The sequence below is a fragment of the Albidovulum denitrificans genome (genome assembly GCF_002973535.1).
Lineage (GTDB): Bacteria > Pseudomonadota > Alphaproteobacteria > Rhodobacterales > Rhodobacteraceae > Albidovulum > Albidovulum denitrificans.
In genome coordinates this window covers 113088-134464 of the sequence record NZ_PVEP01000011.1, presented here as the reverse complement: position 1 = coordinate 134464, position 21377 = coordinate 113088, and the positions used below count along the sequence as shown (strand labels likewise).

Genomic DNA, 21377 nt, shown 5'->3' with positions numbered 1-21377 from the left:
TCAGGCACCCGCTTCGAGTGTCGCCAAACGCGTGGCCAGACCCCGTACTTCCGCCTTGAGCGGAGCGGAAAACATGTCATTCAACGCTCCCATCCCTATTCCAAGGGCGAGAAGCAGAGGTGTCAGGACCGCGCCGAGGACAGCGCCGAGAAGCGGGACCGAGGAAATCAGCGCAGCCATGATGAAGGCAATGACGCAGCCGAAGATCGTGTTTGGAAACCGAGAGTAGAGTTCGATCGCGAAGGAAACGATCTTGCGCCCGATCGCGACGAGATGCCCGCCGATCGTGACGGTCAAATTCGCCATGTCGCGCAGGAGCGCTTTCACATCGGCAGAGGTGTCCAGGCGTTCGATGAAATCATTCAGCTGGCGTATTGGAGCCGAATGGCTGATCTCGTTCAGCAAAGATGTGGAAATGGCTGCGGCGTTTTCGTCAGACATCTGTCCCCGATCTTGTCTATTCCGACCCTGCCCAGAGAGTTTCAGCACATGCATTGTGCGGGGGCAAACGGAAAATCTCCCCTACACCGTCAGATGACGCGCCCTGGCGCCGCGTTCGATGGCGGCGGCGTGGAGGCGGTCGATGCTCAGCTCGTGGCGGATTTCCTCAAGCAGGCGCAGTTCCCCCTGGCGGATGGAGCCATCGGCGGCGGCGACGTCGCAGGCCAGCGCATAGGCGGTTTCCCAAAGCCGGTCGGGCAGGGCGTCGCGGACCATGGCGAAAAGCGTATCCAGCCCGTCATCCTCATCCATCAGCTTGTAGACCGTCCGGGCGACGTCGCGCACATTCGCCATGTCGTAATCGGCGAAGATCGGCAGGTGGTTCACCTGACGCTCGATCGCGACAAGTTCGGAGGTGCGGATCGTCTCATCCGAGACCGAGACCGTGACCATGATGGCGACAAGCGCATCTTGCGCGGAAAACGACGGGAGAGTTTGTGGCACGGGCTTTTCCTCGGTTCTGTATGACTGGCAAATTATTGACGATCCGCCGCCCGTTCAATAGGGACGGCCTTGCGGCATATGGGATGCCGCCCATCGGGAAAGTTCGATCATGTCTTCGCTGCGCGACGCCGCCATGAATTCCAAAGCCTGGCCTTTCGAGGAGGCGCGCCGCGTTCTGAAACGGTACGAGAAGAAGGCCCCGGAAAAGGGCCATGTGCTGTTCGAGACCGGCTATGGCCCGTCCGGCCTGCCGCATATCGGCACCTTTGGCGAGGTGCAGCGCACGACGATGATCCGCCGCGCCTTCGAGATCATCAGCGACATCCCGACCCGGCTGATCTGCTTTTCCGACGACATGGACGGGATGCGGAAGGTGCCGGAGAACGTGCCGCAGCAGGAGTTGCTGAAGGCCAATATCCAGAAACCCCTGACCGCCGTCCCCGATCCCTTCGGCGAATACGCAAGCTTTGGCGACCACAACAACGCCATGCTGCGCCGGTTTCTGGATACGTTCGGGTTTGAGTATGAGTTCTATTCGGCGACCGAGTTCTACAAGTCCGGCCGGTTCGACGACACGCTCAGGCTTGCGGCCGAGCGTTATGAGAAGATCATGGAGATCATGCTGGCGTCCTTGCGCGAGGAACGTCAGCAGACCTATTCCTGCTTCCTGCCGATCCACCCGGAAACGGGGCGGGTGCTTTATGTCCCGATCAAGCATGTCGACAAGAAGGACCATACCGTCACCTTCGACGACGAAGAGGGGCGCGAATGGACGCTGCCGGTGACGGGCGGGCAGGTGAAGCTGCAATGGAAGCCCGATTTCGGCGCGCGTTGGGCGGCGCTGGGTGTCGATTTCGAGATGTACGGCAAGGATCACAGCACCAATACGCCGATCTATGACGGCATCTGCGAGGTTCTGGGCGGCAAGAAGCCGGAGCATTTCACCTATGAGCTGTTCCTGGACGAGCAGGGGCAGAAGATTTCGAAGTCGAAGGGCAACGGGCTGACCATCGACGAATGGCTGACCTATGCCGCGTCGGAGAGCCTTGGTTATTTCATGTACCAAAAGCCGAAGACCGCGAAGCGGCTTTGGTGGGACGTGATCCCGAAGGCGGTGGACGAATATCATCAGCAGTTGCGGGCGTTTGAAGGGCAGGACGAGGCGGGTAAGCTCGCCAATCCGGTCTGGCACATCCACAACGGCAAACCGCCCGCATCTGACATGGTGGTGCCTTTCGCGATGCTTCTGAACCTTGCCAGCGTCGCCGGGGCGAAGGACAAGGACGGGCTTTGGGGCTTTATCCGCAAATACGCGCCCGATGCCTCGCCCGAAGAGAACCCGCAACTGGACGCCGCGGCGGCCTATGCGGTGCGCTATTTCAACGACCATGTCGCGCCGACGCGGGTGTTCCGCGCGCCGACGGAGAAGGAACGCGCGGCGATGGAGGATCTGGCCGGGCGGCTGAAGGTCTGGGATGGCGGGCTGGACGCCGAGGCGCTGCAATCCATGGTCTTTGCGGTTGGCAAGGAACATGAATTCGAGCCGCTAAGGGATTGGTTTACCGCCCTTTATGAGGTTCTACTGGGCGCCTCCCAAGGGCCGCGCTTCGGCGGCTTCATCGCGCTTTACGGCGTCGATGAAACCGTCGCGCTGATCGAAAAGGCGCTGGCGGGCGGGCTGGGATAGGCGCTCTAGTTGCGCCAGACGTCCCACCAGCCGCGCCACCGACGCGACAGGCCCGAGGCGGGTTCGGCGAAGAAGAGCGTGCCGGTCTTGCGCGCCTCTTTCATCAGCGCCGCCTCTTCCTCGGCCGCGATACGGGCGAGGGCGGCGGTATCGGCGTCATTGCCGAGATCGCCCTCGGTCAGCGCCTCGACCAGAAAGGCGAGGTCACGGGCATTGCCGAGCGTTTCACCCAGCGCGTCGGCGGTTGCGCGGTGGGGTGTCATCATCTCGGGCCAGACGGGGGCGAGAAGGCGGGTGTGGTACCAGTGGTCCTTCACGCGCTTGCGCCAGAGATGCAGCGCCTCGCCCGAGGGATCGGACAGGGCCTTGCGCATGGCGCTGCGGGCGGCATCCCAACTGCGTTCGAGACCGGGGCGAAGCGCCTCGAACCCGTCGCCGGAGATCTTCCACTTGCCGATGCGCCCCTCGACCGCCGCGATTGCCTCACGATGGGCGTTCAGGCGGTCTTCGGGGGTGAAGGCAGTCGTGACCGCGGGCGCGAGGCGGGCGTGGAGCGCGGCGATGCGGTCGGCGGGAATGTCGGTCTTTTCGGCGATCCGGGTCAGGTTGGCGCCGAGGACATCCGCGTCGCGCAGGTCCGAGATCAGCCGCGCGGCATCGCGCAGGGCGGCATTCTCACGCTCAAACCCCTTGAAATGCGGCCGGACGAGGCGGAGGAGCGCGCGGGTCTTCTTCACGTTCTTGCGCAGCTCATGCACCAGCGTGTCGCGCGCAAGGGTGGTGTCGTCGAAAAGAAGCCGCGAGGTTTCGAGACGTTCGGCCGCGATACGGCGCACGGCCTTTTCGACAGACTTGTCGCCGCGCTGGAAATGGAAGGGCAAGGGTCGCTCCACCTGTTGAGGATGCGCGGCAGGGGCCGCGTCACATGCCCGCTACAGCGTGACTGTAACAGTTTTGTATGGGCCGGGTGTTGCGGCGCGGGGCGATTGAGCGCGCGCATCGCTAAGCGGGCGGCTACCCCGGCGCGCTAGAACCCCAGCCACAGCGCGATGCCGTGCGGCAGACGACAGCAAAGGGGTTCAGCGGATGAACAAGGCAATTACCGACGGGCTGGTCTTCACGCCGCCAGCCTTCGATCAGGGGCTTGATCAATGGTCGAGCGGGGACGGCACACCGGGCGCGCCGACCTGGGACGGATCGCCCGATGCGGTTCTGGTTCCGGCGGATCAGGATTTCGGCGGCTGTCTGGAACTGGTGAAATCGGCGGCGACGGTCAAGCTGCGCCATATCGGCGATACGCCGATCCTGCCGGGCTGCTACCTTCGGGTCCGCGCCCGCGTGAAGGCGATGAGCGGCAACCTTCCGGCGGTGCAGATCGCGGGCTGGGCCGGGGGCGCGGGCGCCTTGCATGTCGCGGGCGTGGTCGAGACCGGGCCGTCGGTCCAGCTGACCGCCTATGGCAAGGTCGAGACGGTCGAGGCGATCGTCGGTACCGGCAACCGTGGCGGCGTCGACATGGCCTGGGGGACGGCGGCGCTGTTCGGGCATTTCGGTATCGACCTGACCGGCCCGACGGGCGGCATTGTCCGTGTCGATGACATCGAGATCGAGGATGTCACCGCGGTCTTCCTGCGCGACATGGTTGACGTGGTCGATGTACGCGACTTTGGCGCGGCGGGCGATGGTGTCACCGACGACGCGGTGGCGTTCGAGGCGGCGGACGCCGCTGCCGCCGCCACCGGGCGGACGCTTCTTGTTTCGGCCGGAACCTATTTCCTGAACGCGGATGTGACGCTGGAGGCCCCGGCGCGGTTCGAAGGCACGGTCGTGATGCCCGACAACCGCCTGCTGGCGATGACGCGCAGCTTTCACCTGACCGCCTATGCGGCCGCCTTCGGGGATGAGGAACTGGGGTTCCGCAAGGCGTTCCAGGCGCTTCTCAACTTCGCCGACCATGAATCGCTTGACCTCAACGGACGGCGGATCGAGGTGACGGCACCGATCGACATGCAGGCGGCGGTGAACAACAAGACCACCTTTGCCACCCGCCGCGCGATCCGCAACGGGCAGTTCAACGTCGTCGACGGCCCGGCCTGGGCGCCCGATGTCGTGACCTCGCAGGCCAGCTACAGCACCGCGAATGACCGCATGCTGACGGCGGTCGCCAATATCGCCAACGTGCCGGTGGGCGCGCTCGTCGAGGGCGCGGGCGTCGGGCGCGAGGTCTATGTGACCGCCGTCAACACCGGCGCGGGGACCCTGACGCTGAGCCAGCCGCTTTACGGTGCGGCGGGGGTGCAGGTCTACACCTTCACGCGGTTCAAATATGTCCTCGACTTTTCCGGCTTCGCCTCACTCTCGAAGATGGTGATCGACGACGTGGAGCTGCAATGCAACGGCTATGCCAGCGGCATCCTTCTGGCGCCGAGCGGGTCGATCTTCCAGATCCGCGACAGTTTCATCACCAAGCCGCGCGACCGGGGCATCACCTCGATCGGGGGCGGCTGCCAGGGAATGATGATCGACCGCTGCCAGTTCCTGTCGAACGAAAGCCCGCTGCGGTCACAGGATCGCGTCTCGATCGGGTTCAACGCCAATGCCAATGACCTGAAGATCCGCGACAACCGGGCGGTGCATTTCCGCCATTTCGGGGTGCTGGGCGGCGCGGGCAACCTGCTGGTCGGCAACCACTGGTTTCAGGGCGACAACGAGGTGGCGGGCCTGCGCATGCCGGGGCTTGTCATGATCGGGACCGACGTCAAGACGACGATCACCGGGAACTATATCGACAATTCCTTTATCGAGTGGACGAACGAATACGAAAGCGATCCGGGTTTCGCCAACCAGTATTCCTTCAGCGGGCTGACCGTGACCGGCAACACCTTCACGGCCAATGACGTGGCGCCCTGGTTCCGCTGGTTCGTGGTCAAACCCTATGGCGCGGGGCATTTCGTTCAGGGTCTGAACCTGTCGGGCAATGTCTTCAAGTCGCTGAACGGTCCGGTGGACCGGGTCGAGGGGGTGGATACGAGTTTTGCCCCCCTCGACAACGGCCGGATGCGCAACATCTGGATGGAGGCGAACGCCTTCACCGCGGTCACGCAGATCAGCGCCAACCCGGTCCGCGTCCAGCATGTTCAGGCCAGCACGGCGACTGTCTGGACCATCGACGCCTCGGCCTATCTGCCCTTCGGCGGCTGGGCGCGCAATGTCGATGCGGTCGTGGCCGAGGGGATGATCACCGGCCCTGTCGGAGAGCGGCGGGGCGACATGCCCTTCGTCATCGTGGAGCAGGGCGCGGCCAAGAACCAGGTGACGCTGAACTGGGCCAGCCCGTCGAAGGGGACGGTCAATCTTGCGATACGGATGGACAATCCGAACTGAAGCATGTTGCACAAAAGTGGGAACCGGTTTTGTGCTTCTCGAACATGCGAAATCAAAGGCTTGGAGCGTGTCGCGTGACTGCGAAGGAACGCGGCACGCTCTAGGGGCGGTCAGAGCGGCGGCGGCGGCGGGCAGGCGGAGAGGATCTCTGACCACAATGCCCGCCGGTCGAGTGGTTTGGTCAGAAACCCGTTCAGACCGATGCGCAGGTAATGGTCGCGCTGGCTGCCGAGGGTATCGGCGGTCAGCGCGACCACCGGGATTCCGGCCCAATCGCGCGTAGAGCTGCGGATCGCCTGAAGCGTCGCCTCGCCATCCATGTCGGGCATGTTCATGTCCAGAAGGACAAGGTCGTAATCGCTGTCCCCAAGGCTATCCAGCGCCTCCTGCCCGCCGGAGACCTCTGTCGCCTCGATCCGCAGGCTGCGCAGAAGCTGCGCCACCACAAGGCGGTTGCTGGCGATGTCATCGACGACAAGGGTCCGCAGCCGCCCGTAGACCGCCTCGGCGCCGGTCGCGGGCGGTTCCGCGACCATGATGAAGGGCAGCTCGATCCGTGCGACAAGCGTCTGGTCGGGCGCGCGCAGAACCGCCGTATTCGCGCCCATCACCCTGGCGATACTGTCGAGAAGGGCCGAGGCGATTTCCGGCGCGGGGCCGGGATCGGCCTTGATCGTTGCGGGTTTGCCCCTGGCGGAACCCTCTGCGCCATGGGCGGCCAGCGTAAAGCGCAGACGATCCTTGCGCCCCGGCGCCAGCGCGCAGCGGATGGTCAGTTCCGCCAGCCCAGGACCGGAGCGTTCGCTGAGGACGGCGCTGGCCAGATGGGTCAGGCATTTGCGCAAAAGGACCGGGTCGAAACGGCCGAATTCCGGGACCTCGTCGGCGATCTCGGGGCGGATCACCGGCGTCGGAACCCCTGCGACCGCGAGCGGCTGCCGTTCAAGGCGTGCGATTTCGGACCGGATGGCGACGGTCGTGGGGCGGAACTGAAGCCGGCCCTCGGCGGCGGCGGTAAGATCGACGACATCCTCGACCAGCGTTTCCATGCTGCGCGCCGCAATCTCGATCTGCGCGGCATGGGTGCGGGCCTCGGCCAGATCGGCGGTGTCGCGCAGAAGCTGGCTGTGGCCCAGCAGCGCGTTCAGGGGGGTGCGCACCTCATGGTTCATGGCGGTGAGGAAGCGTGACTTCGCCGCGCTGGCCTCGCGCACCTTCTCGACCATCGCGGCAAGTTCGTGCTGGGCGCGGTTATTCTGAAACAGGGCCGAGACGAAATAGCCCAGTAGCCCGATCGACCCGGCAAGGGCCAGGGCGGACCCGAGGGCGGAGGCATCGTGCCATCTGCCGGCCCAGGGCATCCACAAGGTGATGGCGATGCCCGGCACCATGGAGGCAAAGCCATAGGCGACACAGGCGGAGCGGACACTGGAGGCATTGAGAAGCGAGCCGACGACAGCCAGAAAGACGACGAACCGCATCAGATCGTCACCGATCACCCAGACGACGATAGCAGGGATCAGGAAGATAAAGTTCTCCAGCGCCCCCGCCAGCAGAAGGGTCACGCGCCAGAGCGCGGTGCTGTTCTTTTCCAGTATCGCCAATATCCGGTACTGCGCGATATCGGTGAGGAGGACGCCGATATAGCAGAAGAAGATGAGCCAGAAGGGCAGCGGGAAGGCCACGATCACGAAGGTCAGGAAGATGACCGCATGACGCGCGACAAGGTCGGCGTCCAGCCGCTCGACCTGCCGGCGAACGTCATCCTGCCAAATCGTTCCGGCCACGGTCAAATCACTCTTTCCGCATTCCTAGCGATCAATCCGAAAATCGGTCTCCCCTACCGGGCGCAAGTGTAAGGTCTTTTTTATCCAGTTCATAGGCTTTCCCGAAGCCCGCGTTCAGCAAACCGGAGAGGGGGTGAAAGCGGATGAAATGGAAATCCGTGAAGTCGATGTAGAGCTTCGCCTTGGGAACATGGCGCAGCCAGAGCGCCCGCAGGGCCGCCCGCTCCGCACCATCCGTGACCTTTTGCGCCTGCGCCCGAAGGGTCAGGCGCGGGTGGGTCAGCGGATCGCCCTTGCCGCCCGTCTCGTCGATCAGCAGTGAAACACGGGGATCGGCGCGCAACCCGCGCGCGTGGTACGCGAGGTCGGAGATCAGCGTCAGACACCCGGCCGCGGCGCTGCAATGCAGGGCGATGCGGCTGACATGGGGGCCGCCATGGTCGGGGTCGGTCACGCCAAGCGCCGCGATGCGCGCCCCGGCCATCAGATCGCGGGCCAGCGCGCGCGCCGTGTCGTCGGTGGGGCGTATGGGGGTGATCTTGTTGTCGGACATGGTGATTCCGGTCTTCCCTCCATGGTCTCACTTGACAGGCGCGTGGCTGGCCGACAGGGTCTGCCGCAACTCAGTCATTGGCAATCATGAAACATCGCGCGCGGCTCGCAATCCCGAGCTTTTCCGAACAGTTCCTTCCCAAACTCGTCACTGTCCTTCGGGAGGGGTATGGGCGGCGCGCCTTTCGCGCCGATCTGATCGCCGGGCTGACGGTCGCCATCGTGGCGCTGCCGCTGTCGATGGCCATCGCCATCGCCTCGGGTGTCGGGCCGGAGAGGGGGCTTTATACCGCCATCGTCGGCGGGGCGCTGGTGTCCGCGCTTGGCGGGTCGCGGTTCCAGATCGGCGGACCGGCCGGCGCCTTCATCGTGCTTGTCGCGGTTTGCGTCGACCAGATCGGGGTCGACGGGCTGGCCACGGCGGTGCTGATGGCGGGGGTCTTCATGGCGGCGGCGGGGTTCCTGCGGCTGGGAACCTATGTCAAGTTCATCCCCTATCCGGTGACGGTGGGCTTCACCGCCGCCATCGCGGTCATCATCTTTGCCAGCCAGATCAAGGATCTTTTCGGGATGAGCCTGCCGGGCGGCGAACCGGCGGCACTTTGGCCGAAGATCGAGGCGCTCTGGGCCGCGCGCGGGTCGGTCACCCCGGCGGCGGTGGCGATCGCGCTGGGGACTATCGTCCTGATTCAGGGGCTGAAGCGGGTTCGTCCGCACTGGCCGGGGCTTCTGATCGCGGTCATTGCCACCTCGGTCATCGTGACGGTCTTCCGGCTTCCGGTGGAAACCATCGGCACAAGGTTCGGCGAATTGCCGCGCCTTCTGCCCGTCCCGGCGCTTCCGGCGCTGGACCCCGCCACGCTGTCGCTGGCACTGCCCTATGCGATCAGCTTCACGCTCCTCGGCGCGATCGAGTCGCTTTTGTCGGCGGTCGTCGCGGACGGGATGACCGGGCGCCATCACCGCTCCAACGCCGAGCTTGTGGCGCAGGGCGCGGCCAATATCGGGTCCGCGCTTTTCGGCGGCATCATGGTGACCGGCACCATCGCGCGCACGGCGACCAACGTCCGGGCCGGCGCGCATGGGCCGATTGCGGGCATCCTGCATTCCGCCTTTGTCCTTCTGTTCATGATGGTCTTTGCGCCCCTGGCCTCGGCCATCCCGCTGGCCGCGCTGGCAGGCGTGCTGGCCATCGTCGCCTGGAACATGATCGAGAAGGAGGAGTTCTGGATGCTGCTCCGCACCTCCTCGGGCGATGCGCTGGTGCTTCTGTCGACCTTCTTCCTCGTCATCTTCCGCGACCTGACGGAGGGTATTCTCGTGGGCTTCGCCCTTGGCGCGGTCCTCTTCATCCGCCGCATGTCCGAAGTGGCGCAGGTCGAGGCGCGCGCGCCGCTGGTGCCAGAGGATCGTGCCGACGAGGTGGCCGAATATGACAGCGCCGCCGCGATGGGCGGCGATGTGGTGGTCTACCGGATCAAGGGGGCGTTCTTCTTCGGCGCCGCCTCGACCGTGGGCGTGGTTCTGGACCGTATCGCGGACCATCCGCGCGCCTTCGTCCTCGACTTCGCCGAGGTGCCGTTCCTCGACAGCAGCGCGGCGCATTCGGTGGACCTTCTGGCGCATAAGCTGGCGCGGAAGGGCGGGCGGCTGTACCTCAGCGGGACCGGCGCCGATATCCGCCGCACGCTGCTTGCCGTCGGCCTGCGCGAGCCGCGCGCGCATTATGCCCATGACATCGACGATGCCATCGCCGCGGCGCATCGCGATCTGGCCGAGGCCGACCTGGCGCTGCCAGCCTGAGCGATGGCCGGGGGCCGCGAATCGCCCGCAACGTGTCAGCGATAACAGGATGCACGGCCCGAATCGGCGGTTTCGGGCGCCGTGAAAGGCCGCGTCCTTGCGGCGGTCGGCGCGCGCCGTGGCGGCGCGAAACCGTCAACAGCCAAACGCTTGATTTGCGACGCTTTCCTTCGGGAGGCGATGTAAAGATTTACAATGTTATCAGTTTTGAAGTCAAAGAATTTACAAAAAAACTTAATGTCTAAAATAAGTTAGGAATTTGGCGCTCGCTGGTTTACTATTTCGCGCAGGGGCGACGCGGGGGCGCAATAAAGTTGCGTGGATGTGCCGGTCGCCGGGGTTTTTACTTTAGGGAGGTCGGCGCGATGAGTGCAGCCAGCAAAACTTCGGGCGAAGCCACGGACATGAGAGCGATTCCGGCAGGTTTCGAGAATGCGCACGCGACCCCGGACGTCTACCGCGAGATGTATGCCGCCTCGATCGCCGACCCCGACACGTTCTGGGGCGAGCAGGGCAAGCGGCTTGACTGGATCAAGCCATATACCAGGGTGAAGGATACCGACTTCACCTATGGCAAGGTCTCGATCAAGTGGTACGAGGACGGCGTCCTGAACGCCTCGGTCAACTGCATCGACCGGCACCTGAAGGACCGCGCGCTTCAGACCGCGATCATCTGGGAGCCGGACGATCCCAAGACCCCCGCCAAGCACATCACCTACCGTGAGTTGTCGCGCAAGGTGAACCAGATGGCCAACGTCCTGCTCAGCCAGGGCGTGATGCGCGGCGACCGCGTCGTGATCTACCTGCCGATGATCCCCGAGGCCGCCTATGCGATGCTGGCCTGCGCGCGGATCGGCGCCATCCACTCCATCGTCTTCGCCGGTTTTTCGCCCGACGCGCTGGCCAACCGCATCAACGATTCCGGCGCCAAGCTGGTCATCACCGCAGACAGCGCCCCACGCGGCGGGCGGCGCACGCCGCTGAAGGCCAATACCGACGCAGCCCTTCTGCACTGCTCCGACAAGGTGCGCTGCCTTGTCGTGAAGCATACCGGCGACCAGACATCCTGGGTGCAGGGGCGTGACGTCGATGTGCTGGCGATGATGGACATGGTCAGCCCCGAATGCCCGCCGCGCCCGATGAACGCGGAAGATCCGCTGTTCGTCCTTTACACCTCGGGCTCCACCGGCAAGCCGAAGGGCGTTGTCCACACCACCGGCGGTTACCTCGTCTATGCCGCGATGACGCATCAGTATGTGTTCGACTACAAGGACGGGGACATCTTCTGGTGTACCGCCGACGTCGGCTGGGTCACCGGCCACAGCTATATCGTCTACGGCCCGCTGGCCAATGGCGCGACGACGGTCATGTTCGAGGGCGTGCCGACCTTCCCCGATGCGGGGCGGTTCTGGGAAGTCTGCGAAAAGCACAAGGTCAACCAGTTCTACACCGCGCCGACCGCGATCCGCGCGCTGATGGGGCAGGGGCCGGAATGGGTGGAGAAATACGACCTGTCGAGCCTGCGTGTGCTGGGAACGGTGGGGGAGCCGATCAACCCCGAGGCCTGGGTCTGGTATGACAAGCATGTCGGCAAGGGCAAATGCCCGATCGTCGACACCTGGTGGCAGACCGAGACGGGCGGCCACATGATCACCTCGCTGCCCGGCGCGATCGAGGGCAAGCCGGGGTCCGCCACGCTGCCGTTCTTCGGTGTGAAGCCGGTGATCCTCGACGCCGCGACCGCCGTCCGTCAGGGCGAGACGGAGGCAGAGGGCGTGCTTTGCATCTCGGACAGCTGGCCGGGGCAGATGCGCACCGTCTGGGGCGATCACGAGCGCTTTCAGGAGACCTATTTCAGCCAGTATCGCGGCTATTACTTCACCGGCGACGGCTGCCGCCGGGACAAGGACGGCTATTACTGGATCACCGGCCGCGTCGATGACGTCATCAACGTCTCGGGTCACCGGATGGGAACGGCCGAGGTCGAAAGCGCGCTTGTCGCCCATGCCCAGGTCGCCGAGGCCGCCGTCGTCGGCTACCCGCATGAGATCAAGGGCCAGGGCATCTATGCCTATGTCACCCTGATGAACGGGATCGAGCCGACCGAGGATCTGCGCAAGGAACTGGTGAAATGGGTGCGGAACGAGATCGGCCCCATCGCCTCGCCCGACCTGATCCAATGGGCGCCGGGCCTGCCGAAGACCCGTTCGGGCAAGATCATGCGCCGCATCCTGCGCAAGATCGCCGAGAACGACTATGGCGCGCTGGGTGATACCTCGACGCTGGCCGACCCCTCGGTGGTGGACGACCTGATCGAGAACCGGATGAACCGGGCCTGAGGGATGAGCGAGGTCATGACAAGCCCCGCCGTTCTTATCCTCCTTGGCCCTCCGGGGGCGGGCAAGGGGACCCAGGCACGGATGCTGGAGGAGCGCTTTGGCCTGATCCAGCTTTCGACCGGGGATCTCCTGCGCGCCGCCGTGGCGGCGGGAACCCCCGCCGGCATGGCCGCGAAATCGGTAATGGAATCCGGCGGGCTGGTGTCCGACGACATCGTGCTGGCGATCCTGAAGGACCGCTTGGGCGAACCGGACGTGACCGCGGGCGTCATCCTTGACGGCTTCCCGCGCACGGCGGGGCAGGCCGAGGCGCTGGACGATCTTCTGGCGGGCGCCGGGCAGAAGGTGAATGTCGCCATCAGCCTTGAGGTCGATGACGAAGCGATGATCGACCGTGTCGCCGGGCGCTATACCTGCGCCGCCTGTGGCGAGGGCTACCACGACACCAACAAGCGTCCCCAACGGGACGGCACCTGCGACAAATGTGGCGGCACGGCCTTCAAGCGGCGCGCCGACGACAACGCAGACACCGCCCGCGCCCGTCTTGAGGCCTACCACGCCCAGACGGCGCCGCTGATCGCGCATTACCGCTCGCACGGTGTGCTCGAGACCATCGACGCGATGGGGTCCATCGCCGATATCGCCGCAGCGCTCGACCCCATCGTGACGCGCGCGGTGCAATGAGGGAGGCCGGCATCCCCGATGCACAGGGGGCGCCGGAACAGAGGAAACGTAAGGGAGAAAGGCAAATGGCCGACAAATCATCGTCGAACGCCTATTGGTCCGCGAATATCCGGCTTATCACCATCAGCCTGGTGATCTGGTTCATCGCGTCCTATGGGCTGGGCATCCTCTTCAGACCGATGCTCGCGGGTATCAAGATCGGTGGCACCGATCTCGGCTTCTGGTTTGCCCAGCAGGGCTCCATCCTCGTCTTCCTGGTCCTGATTTTCGTTTATGCCGCACGCATGAACAAACTCGACCGGGAACACGGCGTGGAAGAATAAGGGAGAGCGGGGACAATGGATCAGTTTACTCTTAACCTGATCGTGGTGGGCGCGACCTTCGCCCTCTACATCGGGATCGCGATCTGGGCCCGGGCGGGCTCCACGAGCGAGTTCTACGCCGCGGGCCGCGGCGTTCACCCGGTCCTGAACGGGATGGCGACGGGCGCCGACTGGATGTCGGCGGCGTCCTTCATCTCGATGGCCGGTATCATCGCCTTCGGCGGCTACGACACCTCGGCCTACCTCATGGGCTGGACCGGCGGCTATGTACTTCTGGCGATGCTGCTTGCGCCCTACCTGCGCAAGTTCGGCAAGTTCACCGTGCCGGAATTCATCGGCGACCGCTTCTATTCGCCGACCGCGCGGATGGTGGCCGTCGTCTGCCTGATCGTCGCGTCGATTACCTACGTTATCGGCCAGATGACGGGTGTCGGTGTCGCCTTCTCGCGCTTCCTTGAGGTGAAGGCCTCCACGGGTCTCTTCATCGGGGCGGCGATCGTGTTCATGTATGCGGTTCTGGGCGGCATGAAGGGCATCACCTACACGCAGGTTGCCCAGTATGTCGTGCTGATCATCGCCTACACGATCCCGGCGATCTTCATCTCGCTGCAACTGACCGGCAACCCGATCCCGCCGCTTGGCCTGTTCTCGAATGACGTCAGCACCGGCCAGCCGCTTTTGCAAACGCTGGAAGGGCTCGTCAACGATCTGGGCTTCAAATCCTACCTTAACCAGTCCGACACGACGCTGAACATGTTCCTGTTCACGCTGTCGCTGATGATCGGTACCGCTGGCCTGCCGCACGTCATCGTGCGCTTCTTCACGGTTCCGAAAGTTGCCGATGCGCGGTCGTCCGCGGGCTGGGCGCTGGTCTTCATCGCGCTGCTCTATCTCACCGCCCCGGCGGTTGCGGCGATGGCGCGTCTGAACCTCATCAACACCTTCTGGCCGAACGGCGTCGGTGGCGAGGCGATCGAGCTTTCGGCGATCGAGGCGGGGACCAATGCCAAGGGCCAGGACATCACCTGGGTTCAGAACTGGCAGAAAACCGGCCTTCTGACCTTCGACGACAAGAACGGCGACGGCAAGATTGAGTATCTGGGTGACAAGGACGCCAACGAACTGACCGTGAACAACGACATCATGGTTCTGGCCAACCCGGAAATCGCCCACCTGCCGGGCTGGGTGATCGCGCTGGTCGCGGCCGGTGGTCTTGCCGCAGCACTTTCGACCGCTGCGGGCCTTCTGATGGCGATCTCGTCCGCGATCAGTCACGACCTCATCAAGGGCCAGCTCAACCCGAACATCTCGGAAAAGAGCGAGCTTCTGGCGGCGCGGATCTCGATGGCGGTCGCCATCGCCGTGGCGACCTGGCTTGGCCTCAACCCGCCGGGCTTCGCGGCGCAGACGGTGGCCCTGGCCTTCGGTCTGGCAGCGGCCTCGATCTTCCCGGCGCTGATGATGGGCATCTTCTCCAAGCGCATCAACAACAAGGGTGCGGTCGCGGGGATGCTGTCCGGTCTGATCGTGACGGTCATCTACATCTTCCTGCACAAGGGCTGGTTCTTCGTTCCCGACACCAACAGCTTCACGGATGCCGATCCGCTGCTCCTGTCGATCAAGTCGACCTCGTTCGGCTCGGTCGGGGCGCTGATCAACTTCGTCGTGGCCTATGTCGTGTCCAACGCGACCGAAGAGCCGCCGGTCGAGGTTCAGGAACTGGTGGAATCCATCCGTGTCCCGAAAGGGGCGGGGGCGGCGACCCATCACTGATCCTGTCTGACATCCGGGCGCGCCCTTTCACCGGGGCGCGCCCGATCCAATGGGGGGAGAACGCAAACGTGCCGAGTGATACGCCGACCATCGAACGCTTTCTGGCGACCGTCCACCCCTACGATTCCCTGCCGCAGGACGAACTGGCGCGTGTCGCCGGTTCCTTCAGCCGCAGGACCTTCGATGCCGGGACCGAGGTCTATACGCTGGGCGAGCCGATGGAGGGCCTGTTCCTCGTCGAAAGCGGCGGGGTCGAGATCCTCGACCAGAACGGCGCGCTGGTCTCGCTTCTCGGTCCGCGCAACTCTTTCGGGGAACGCGGGTTGATGCGGGGCGGGCTTGCCGTCACGACCGCGCGGACGACCGAGGCGTCGGTCCTCCTTCTCCTGCCGCCGGGCATCTTTGCGCGCCTCGTTGCCGATCAACCGGCGTTTCAGCGCTTCTTCAACCGCTCCCGCCCTGCGGACGCCCGCCCGGCCGAACTGACCACGCGCAAGGTCGGCGACCTTATGACGCGGGAGCCGGTCGTGTGCGGCCCCGAGGATACCGTGCAGGAGGCGGCGCGGAAGATGCGCGCCGAGCGGGTTTCCAGCATCGGGATCATCGCGTCGGACGGGTTGCTGACCGGCCTGGTGACCACCCGTGACCTCAGCAACAAGGTGCTGGCCGCAGGGCTGCCCGGCTCAACGCCGGTGTCGGATATCATGACCCGCGACCTTGTCAGCCTGCCGCCCACGGCGCTGGGGTCGGACGTGTTGAACCAGATGCTGGAAAAGCGGATCGGGCATATGCCGATCACCGAAAACGGGCGGCTGGTGGGGATGATCACCCAGACCGACATCACCCGGTTTCAGGCGCTGACCTCATCGGCGCTGATCCGCGATATCGCGGGGGCCGAGGCGGTGGCCGAACTGGCCGATGTGACGCGGCGTATCCCGCAGCTTCTGCTGCAATTCGTCGGCGGGTATCAGGCGCATGAGGTCACGACCCGCCTGATCACCGACATCGCCGACGCCGTGACGCGCCGCCTTCTGGGCATGGCCGAGGCGGAACTTGGCGCGCCGCCGGTGCCCTATATGTGGCTTGCCTGCGGCTCGCAGGGGCGGCAGGAACAGACCGGCGTCAGCGATCAGGACAACTGCCTGATGATCGACGATGCCGCCACCGACGACGACATGACCTATTTCGCGCGGCTGGCGAAGATCGTCTCGGACGGGCTGAACGAATGCGGTTACGTCTACTGCCCCGGCGACATGATGGCGACCAACCCGCGCTGGTGTCAGCGGATCGGCAAATGGTACGACTATTTCCACGGCTGGATCGCGCGGCCCGACCCCGAGGCACAGATGCTCGCCTCGGTGATGTTCGACCTCAGGCCCATCGGCGGCTCCCCCCGTCTGTTCGGCGACATCCAGTCCGAGACGCTTGAGGCGGCCTCGAAAAACTCCATCTTCGTCGCCCACATGATCGGCAATTCGCTGAAGCATACGCCGCCCCTTGGCCTTCTGCGCGGTTTCGCCACGATCCGCTCGGGCGAACATCGCAACACCATCGACCTGAAGCATTCCGGCGTGGTCCCGGTGACGGACCTTGCCCGCGTCTACGCGCTTCAGGGCCGGATTGCCGCCGTCAACACCCGCGCGCGCCTTGTCGCGGCGGCTGAGGCCGGGGTCATCTCCACCACCGGCGGGCGTGACCTGATCGCTGCCTATGACCTGATCGCGGAAACCCGGCTGGATCATCAGGCGGCGCAGATCCGCGCGGGCAAGCGGCCGACCAACTTCCTCGAACCCTCCGTCCTGCCGGATTTCGAGCGGAGCCACCTGCGCGACGCCTTCGTCGTGGTCCGCACGATGCAATCCGCCATCGGCCACGGCAAGGGGGCGCTGACATGAAGGGCGGGCGGTCATGCTGGTAGACTTCATCGCGACCATCGCTGCGGGCGCAGGGGTCGCCTGCCTGATCTTCGTGGCCAACCACCTCAGCCGCCGGGTCCGGGGGGAGAAGCTGGCGAAATGGGTGATGCCCGCCGGGATCGGTCTTGCGATGATCGCCTATTCGATCTGGAACGAATATTCCTGGTATCCACGGATGCGTGCCGCCCTGCCCGAAGGCGTGGTGGTGGCGATGGCGCCGACGGACCGCGCGTTCTACCGCCCCTGGTCCTATGCCTTTCCCATCGTCTCGCGCTTTATCGCGGTCGATACGGGACATGCGGCGCGGTCAACCGCCGACCCACAGGTCTTCGCCGCCAACGCGGTGGTGTTCCAGCGCTGGCAATCCGAAAAACGCATCCCGCAGGCCTTCGACTGCGGGGCGGGCGCGCGCGCCGACCTGATGGACGGCGCGGCGCTGTCCGAAGACGGGAAATTGAAAGGGGCCGAATGGCTGACGGAAGCGGACGATCCGCTGGTCCGGGCCGCTTGCAGTGGAGGGTAGGATGGTAGAGCCGAAGCTGAGACATCGTGTGCTGATCGTCGAGGATGAGGACAACATCGCGCTGGCGCTTGACTATGTCCTGACGCGCGAAGGCTATGCCCATGAACGCATCGCCAACGGGGCCGAGGCGGTCCCGAAGATCCGCGACAGCGCGCCCGATCTGGTGCTTCTGGACGTCATGCTGCCCGAGGTGTCGGGCTATGAGATCTGTCAGACGGTGCGCATGGACCCGGCGCTGAAGGACGTGAAGATCCTGATGATGACGGCGCGCGGATCGACCATGGAACGCCGCAAGGGTCTGGCGCTGGGCGCGGACGGGTTCATCGCCAAGCCGTTCGAATTGAAGGAACTGCGCGACGAGGTGCGCCGGTTGCTCGACACCGGGGCCGGGGGGGAGGCCGCAGGGGCGGACGGCGATGCTTGAAAAGCTGAGCCTGCGTCTGCGTATCTTCCTGTTCTTTGCCGTCCTCGCGTTTGGCGGGGTCGCGGCCGTTATCGCGGGCCTCTGGTTCGGCTATCGCAAGATCGCCGAACCCGCCTTGCTGAACGGGTTCGTTCTGGCCGGGAGCGTGGCGTCCTTCGCCATCCTCGGCCTTGTCACCTGGGTCTGGTACCTTTTCGACGAAAACGTTGCCCGCGCCATCGGGCGGATTTCGGCGGGGCTGCGCGCGCAGGCCCATGCCGAAGGCGCCGGGGCGCTGGATCTTGCGCCCGGCCGCTACCTGGGGGACCTCGCCCCCGCCGCCGGGGCGGTGGCGGAAAACCTGACCGTCACCCGCAGCGCGCTGGCCGAGGCGGTGGAACGCGAAACCCGGCGGCTGGCGGAAGAAAAGGCGCGGCTTGAGGCGCTCTTGTCCGATGTGCCGGTGGGGGTGCTGCTGTGTTCGGGGCGCCACCAGATGGCGTTCTACAACGGTCAGGCCGCCGGCCTTCTGGGCGCGGACGCCGAGATCGGTCTGGACCGGCCGGTCTTTTCCTATCTGCGCGAGGCGCCGCTGCGCCATGCCTATGACCGGCTTCTGGCCTCGGGCGATCCCGACGCGGTGTCCGACCTGATGGTGGCCACGCTGGACGGCGCGCACCTCTTCTCTGGCCGGATGCGTCTGGTGGAGGAGGCGGGCGAAAGCGGCACCGGCTATGTGCTGACGCTGCGCGACATCACCGCCGACATGAACGCCCATGCCGGGCGCGAACGGCTGCTGGACGAAATCTTCGACCGCATCCGCCGCCCGGCCGCCAGCCTTCAGACCGTTATCGGCGTCATGGCGGGCGAGGATGGGGAGAAAAGCCCCGCGCTCGACGCCGCCCTGATCGAGGAGGTGGGGACGCTCGCCCGTGCCATCAACGAACTCGGCGGGCGCTACGATGCCGCCCGCGCCGGTTGGTGGCCGATGCCGATGACGCGCAGTGCCGATCTTCTCGACGGCGTCCGCGCCCGGATGGAAACGGCGGGGCTTGCCGTCGTGACTGAGGGCAGCGGGCTTCTCCTGCGCTGCAACGGGTTTGAGATCCTCGCCCTGCTCTCCGGTCTGGCCGCGCGTCTGGCCGAGGAAAACACCGCCCGCGACTTCGCGGTCTCGGTGGTTGAGGACGGGCCGGGCGCGATGATCGAGCTGGCCTGGACCGGCGCGCCCCTTGGCCTAGGTCCGCTGGAACGCTGGCTGGCCGAACCGCTGGAGCGGTCCGGCGACGACACCACGGGCCGGGCGGTTCTGGCCAGCCATGCGACCGAATGCTGGCCCGAACAGCGCAGCGGGGGGCGGGCCGCGATCTGCCTGCCCTTGCGTGAGGCGCGCGTGGCCTCGCGCCGGCCCGAACCGCTGTTGCGTCGGGTCGTCTACGACTTTGACCTGCTCTTCAAACCCACCGCCACCGCGCTGGCCGAGGCGCGTCTGGATGACCTTGCCTATGTCGTCTTCGACACCGAGACGACTGGCCTTCTGCCGCAGGAGGGCGATGAGATCGTGCAGATCGCCGCGCTGCGGCTGGTGAACGGCCGCCGGGTGGAGGGCGAGGTTTTCGACACGCTCGTCGATCCCGGCCGCAGCATCCCGCCCAAGGCGACCGAGGTCCACGGGATTTCCGAGGCGATGATCGCAGGCGCGCCCGACGTGCCGACGGCGCTGCGCCGCTTTCACGGCTTTGCCAGCGGCTCGGTCCTGATCGCCCATAACGCGCCCTTCGACATGGAATTCCTGCGCCGCCGCGAGGGGGAACTGGGGATGACCTTCGACAACCCCATCCTCGACACCGTGCTTCTGTCGGCGGTGGTCTATGGCAAGACCGAAAGCCACAGCCTTGACGCGTTGACCCACCGGCTTGGCATCACCATCCCGGAAGAGGCGCGCCACACCGCGCTTGGCGACACGATCGCGACGGCCGAGGCGTTTCAGAAGCTGTTGCCGATGCTGAAGGCCAAGGGGCTTCTGACCTTCGGCGACGTGCTGACCGAGGTGCGCAAGCACGGGCGGCTGTTGAAGGACCTGAACGCCTAGCCCAGACTGCGCAGCAGTGCCACCGACGGCTCCCCCGTCGCCGCCATGCCGCGGCTGGCCTGATAGGCGCGGATCGCGTCGCGCGTCTTCGGCCCGATCACCCCGTCGCTGCCGCCGGTATCGAAACCGCGCGCCGTCAGGCCCTTTTGCAGCGCCACGCGGTCGGCCTTGGTCAGCCCGTTGGCATCGGGCGGAAAGCTTGCCTGCAACGGCCCCGCGCCGCCGATCCGGTCGGCCAGCAGCCCGACGCCAAGCGCATAGCTGTCGGAGTTGTTGTAGCGCTTGATGGCGTCGAAATTGCCTGTGACGGCAAAGCTCGGGCCGCCCGCCTGCGGCTGGATCAGCCGCCCCGCGACGCCCGATCCGGCAAGGCCGCCCCATGTCAGGCCCCGCGCCCAGCCGCTTTTGGCAAGGTAGTTGGCGGTCGAGGCCAGCGCGTCGGTCGGGTCGTCGCCCCAGATGTCGCGCCGCCCGTCGCCGGTGAAATCGACGGCATAGGCCTGATAGGTGGTCGGGATGAACTGCGTGTGGCCCATCGCCCCGGCCCAGCTTCCGGTCAGGTTCGCGGGCGTCGTGTCGCCGCTTTGCAGGATCTTCAGCGCGGCGACGAGCTGCTTTTCGAAAAACGCCCCGCGCCGCCCCTCATAGGCCAGCGTCGAGGTGGCGGAGATCACGGAGACATCGCCGCGCCGCTCGCCATAAAAGCTCTCAAGCCCCCAGATCGCGGCGATCACGGTGGCATCGACGCCGTAGCGGCTTTGCAGCGCCGAAAGCGTCGCGCGGTGCCGGGCATAGGCGGCACGGCCCTTGGATACACGTTCGTCCGAGGTGGCGATGGACAGGTAATCCTCCAGCGTGCGGCTGAATTCGGTCTGGTTGCGGTCCCGCGTGATGACGCCGGGCAGGAAGCCCGCACTGCGGAAGGCGGTGTTGACGGTCGCGGCGGTCAGGCCATAGCCCGCCGCCCGCTGCCGGAACGCCGCGACCCAGGCGTCATAGCCCGCGTTCGGCACCGCAGGCAGGTCCCCTGCGGGCGCGGCGCGGCGCGTCGTGGTCAGGGCGCCAAGCTGCGGGTTGCTACAGGCGGCAAGGCCCGACAGCGTCGTCAGGCCAAGGGCGAAGTTGCGTCGCGTGATGGTCATGGTTGTTCCTACTGCCCGGAGTTC

The 21377-nt window shown here is 65.5% G+C and carries 17 protein-coding genes; 11 read left to right on the top strand and 6 right to left on the bottom strand.

Annotation, left to right across the window (positions count from 1 at the left end; all coding sequences use genetic code 11):
- Positions 1-441 carry a hypothetical protein gene (locus LX70_RS18435; RefSeq protein ID WP_146111655.1) on the bottom strand — a complete coding sequence of 147 codons (441 nt, stop codon included), beginning with the start codon at positions 439-441 and terminating at the stop codon, positions 1-3.
- 81 nt (positions 442-522) lie between these two features.
- Entirely contained in the window at positions 523-945 is a 423-nt protein-coding gene (locus LX70_RS18430; protein WP_105516261.1) for a tellurite resistance TerB family protein, read from the bottom strand.
- Positions 946-1054: 109 nt separating this feature from the next.
- On the opposite strand from LX70_RS18430, the gene LX70_RS18425 reads away from it, so the two are divergent.
- Entirely contained in the window at positions 1055-2632 is a 1578-nt protein-coding gene (locus LX70_RS18425; protein ID WP_105516260.1) for a lysine--tRNA ligase, read from the top strand.
- 5 nt (positions 2633-2637) lie between these two features.
- Here LX70_RS18425 and LX70_RS18420 read toward each other — a convergent pair whose 3' ends face one another.
- On the bottom strand, positions 2638-3513 hold the full coding sequence (locus LX70_RS18420) for a CHAD domain-containing protein (RefSeq protein ID WP_170076252.1): 876 nt from the start codon (positions 3511-3513) through the stop codon (positions 2638-2640).
- 205 nt (positions 3514-3718) lie between these two features.
- Here LX70_RS18420 and LX70_RS18415 point away from each other — a divergent pair, with 205 nt between their 5' ends.
- Complete coding sequence (locus LX70_RS18415; RefSeq protein WP_105516258.1) at positions 3719-6016, top strand: glycosyl hydrolase family 28-related protein; 2298 nt, start codon at positions 3719-3721, stop codon at positions 6014-6016.
- A gap of 110 nt (positions 6017-6126) precedes the next feature.
- Here LX70_RS18415 and LX70_RS18410 read toward each other — a convergent pair whose 3' ends face one another.
- Both LX70_RS18410 and LX70_RS18405 read right to left on the bottom strand, forming a co-directional pair.
- The gene (locus tag LX70_RS18410) at positions 6127-7803 is read right to left on the bottom strand and encodes a response regulator (protein ID WP_146111654.1); all 1677 of its coding nucleotides are present in this window, start codon (positions 7801-7803) and stop codon (positions 6127-6129) included.
- Between the two features lie 31 nt (positions 7804-7834).
- Complete coding sequence (locus LX70_RS18405; protein WP_105516256.1) at positions 7835-8356, bottom strand: HugZ family pyridoxamine 5'-phosphate oxidase; 522 nt, start codon at positions 8354-8356, stop codon at positions 7835-7837.
- 86 nt (positions 8357-8442) lie between these two features.
- On the opposite strand from LX70_RS18405, the gene LX70_RS18400 reads away from it, so the two are divergent.
- From LX70_RS18400 to LX70_RS18360, 9 genes are all read left to right on the top strand, one after another.
- Positions 8443-10158 carry a SulP family inorganic anion transporter gene (locus tag LX70_RS18400; RefSeq protein ID WP_105516255.1) on the top strand — a complete coding sequence of 572 codons (1716 nt, stop codon included), beginning with the start codon at positions 8443-8445 and terminating at the stop codon, positions 10156-10158.
- Between the two features lie 404 nt (positions 10159-10562).
- Complete coding sequence (gene acs, locus LX70_RS18395) at positions 10563-12497, top strand: acetate--CoA ligase (protein WP_105516254.1); 1935 nt, start codon at positions 10563-10565, stop codon at positions 12495-12497.
- Between the two features lie 3 nt (positions 12498-12500).
- Entirely contained in the window at positions 12501-13181 is a 681-nt protein-coding gene (locus tag LX70_RS18390) for an adenylate kinase (RefSeq protein ID WP_105516253.1), read from the top strand.
- 65 nt (positions 13182-13246) lie between these two features.
- Positions 13247-13504, top strand: a complete 258-nt coding sequence (locus tag LX70_RS18385) for a DUF4212 domain-containing protein (RefSeq protein WP_105516252.1) — start codon at positions 13247-13249, stop codon at positions 13502-13504.
- 15 nt (positions 13505-13519) lie between these two features.
- On the top strand, positions 13520-15277 hold the full coding sequence (locus tag LX70_RS18380) for a sodium:solute symporter family protein (RefSeq protein WP_105516251.1): 1758 nt from the start codon (positions 13520-13522) through the stop codon (positions 15275-15277).
- 68 nt (positions 15278-15345) lie between these two features.
- A complete protein-coding gene (locus tag LX70_RS18375) occupies positions 15346-17172 on the top strand; it encodes a putative nucleotidyltransferase substrate binding domain-containing protein (RefSeq protein WP_105516250.1) in 1827 nt (608 codons plus the stop codon).
- 13 nt (positions 17173-17185) lie between these two features.
- Complete coding sequence (locus LX70_RS18370; protein WP_105516249.1) at positions 17186-17716, top strand: hypothetical protein; 531 nt, start codon at positions 17186-17188, stop codon at positions 17714-17716.
- A gap of 1 nt (position 17717) precedes the next feature.
- Entirely contained in the window at positions 17718-18140 is a 423-nt protein-coding gene (locus tag LX70_RS18365) for a response regulator transcription factor (protein WP_105516248.1), read from the top strand.
- Positions 18133-20211, top strand: a complete 2079-nt coding sequence (locus LX70_RS18360) for a 3'-5' exonuclease (protein WP_105516247.1) — start codon at positions 18133-18135, stop codon at positions 20209-20211. Before LX70_RS18365 ends, LX70_RS18360 begins: the two co-directional genes overlap by 8 nt.
- Here the strand turns inward: LX70_RS18360 and LX70_RS18355 are convergent.
- Entirely contained in the window at positions 20208-21353 is a 1146-nt protein-coding gene (locus LX70_RS18355) for a lytic murein transglycosylase (protein ID WP_105516246.1), read from the bottom strand. The genes LX70_RS18360 and LX70_RS18355 overlap by 4 nt on opposite strands.
- Between the last annotated feature and the right edge of the window lie 24 nt (positions 21354-21377).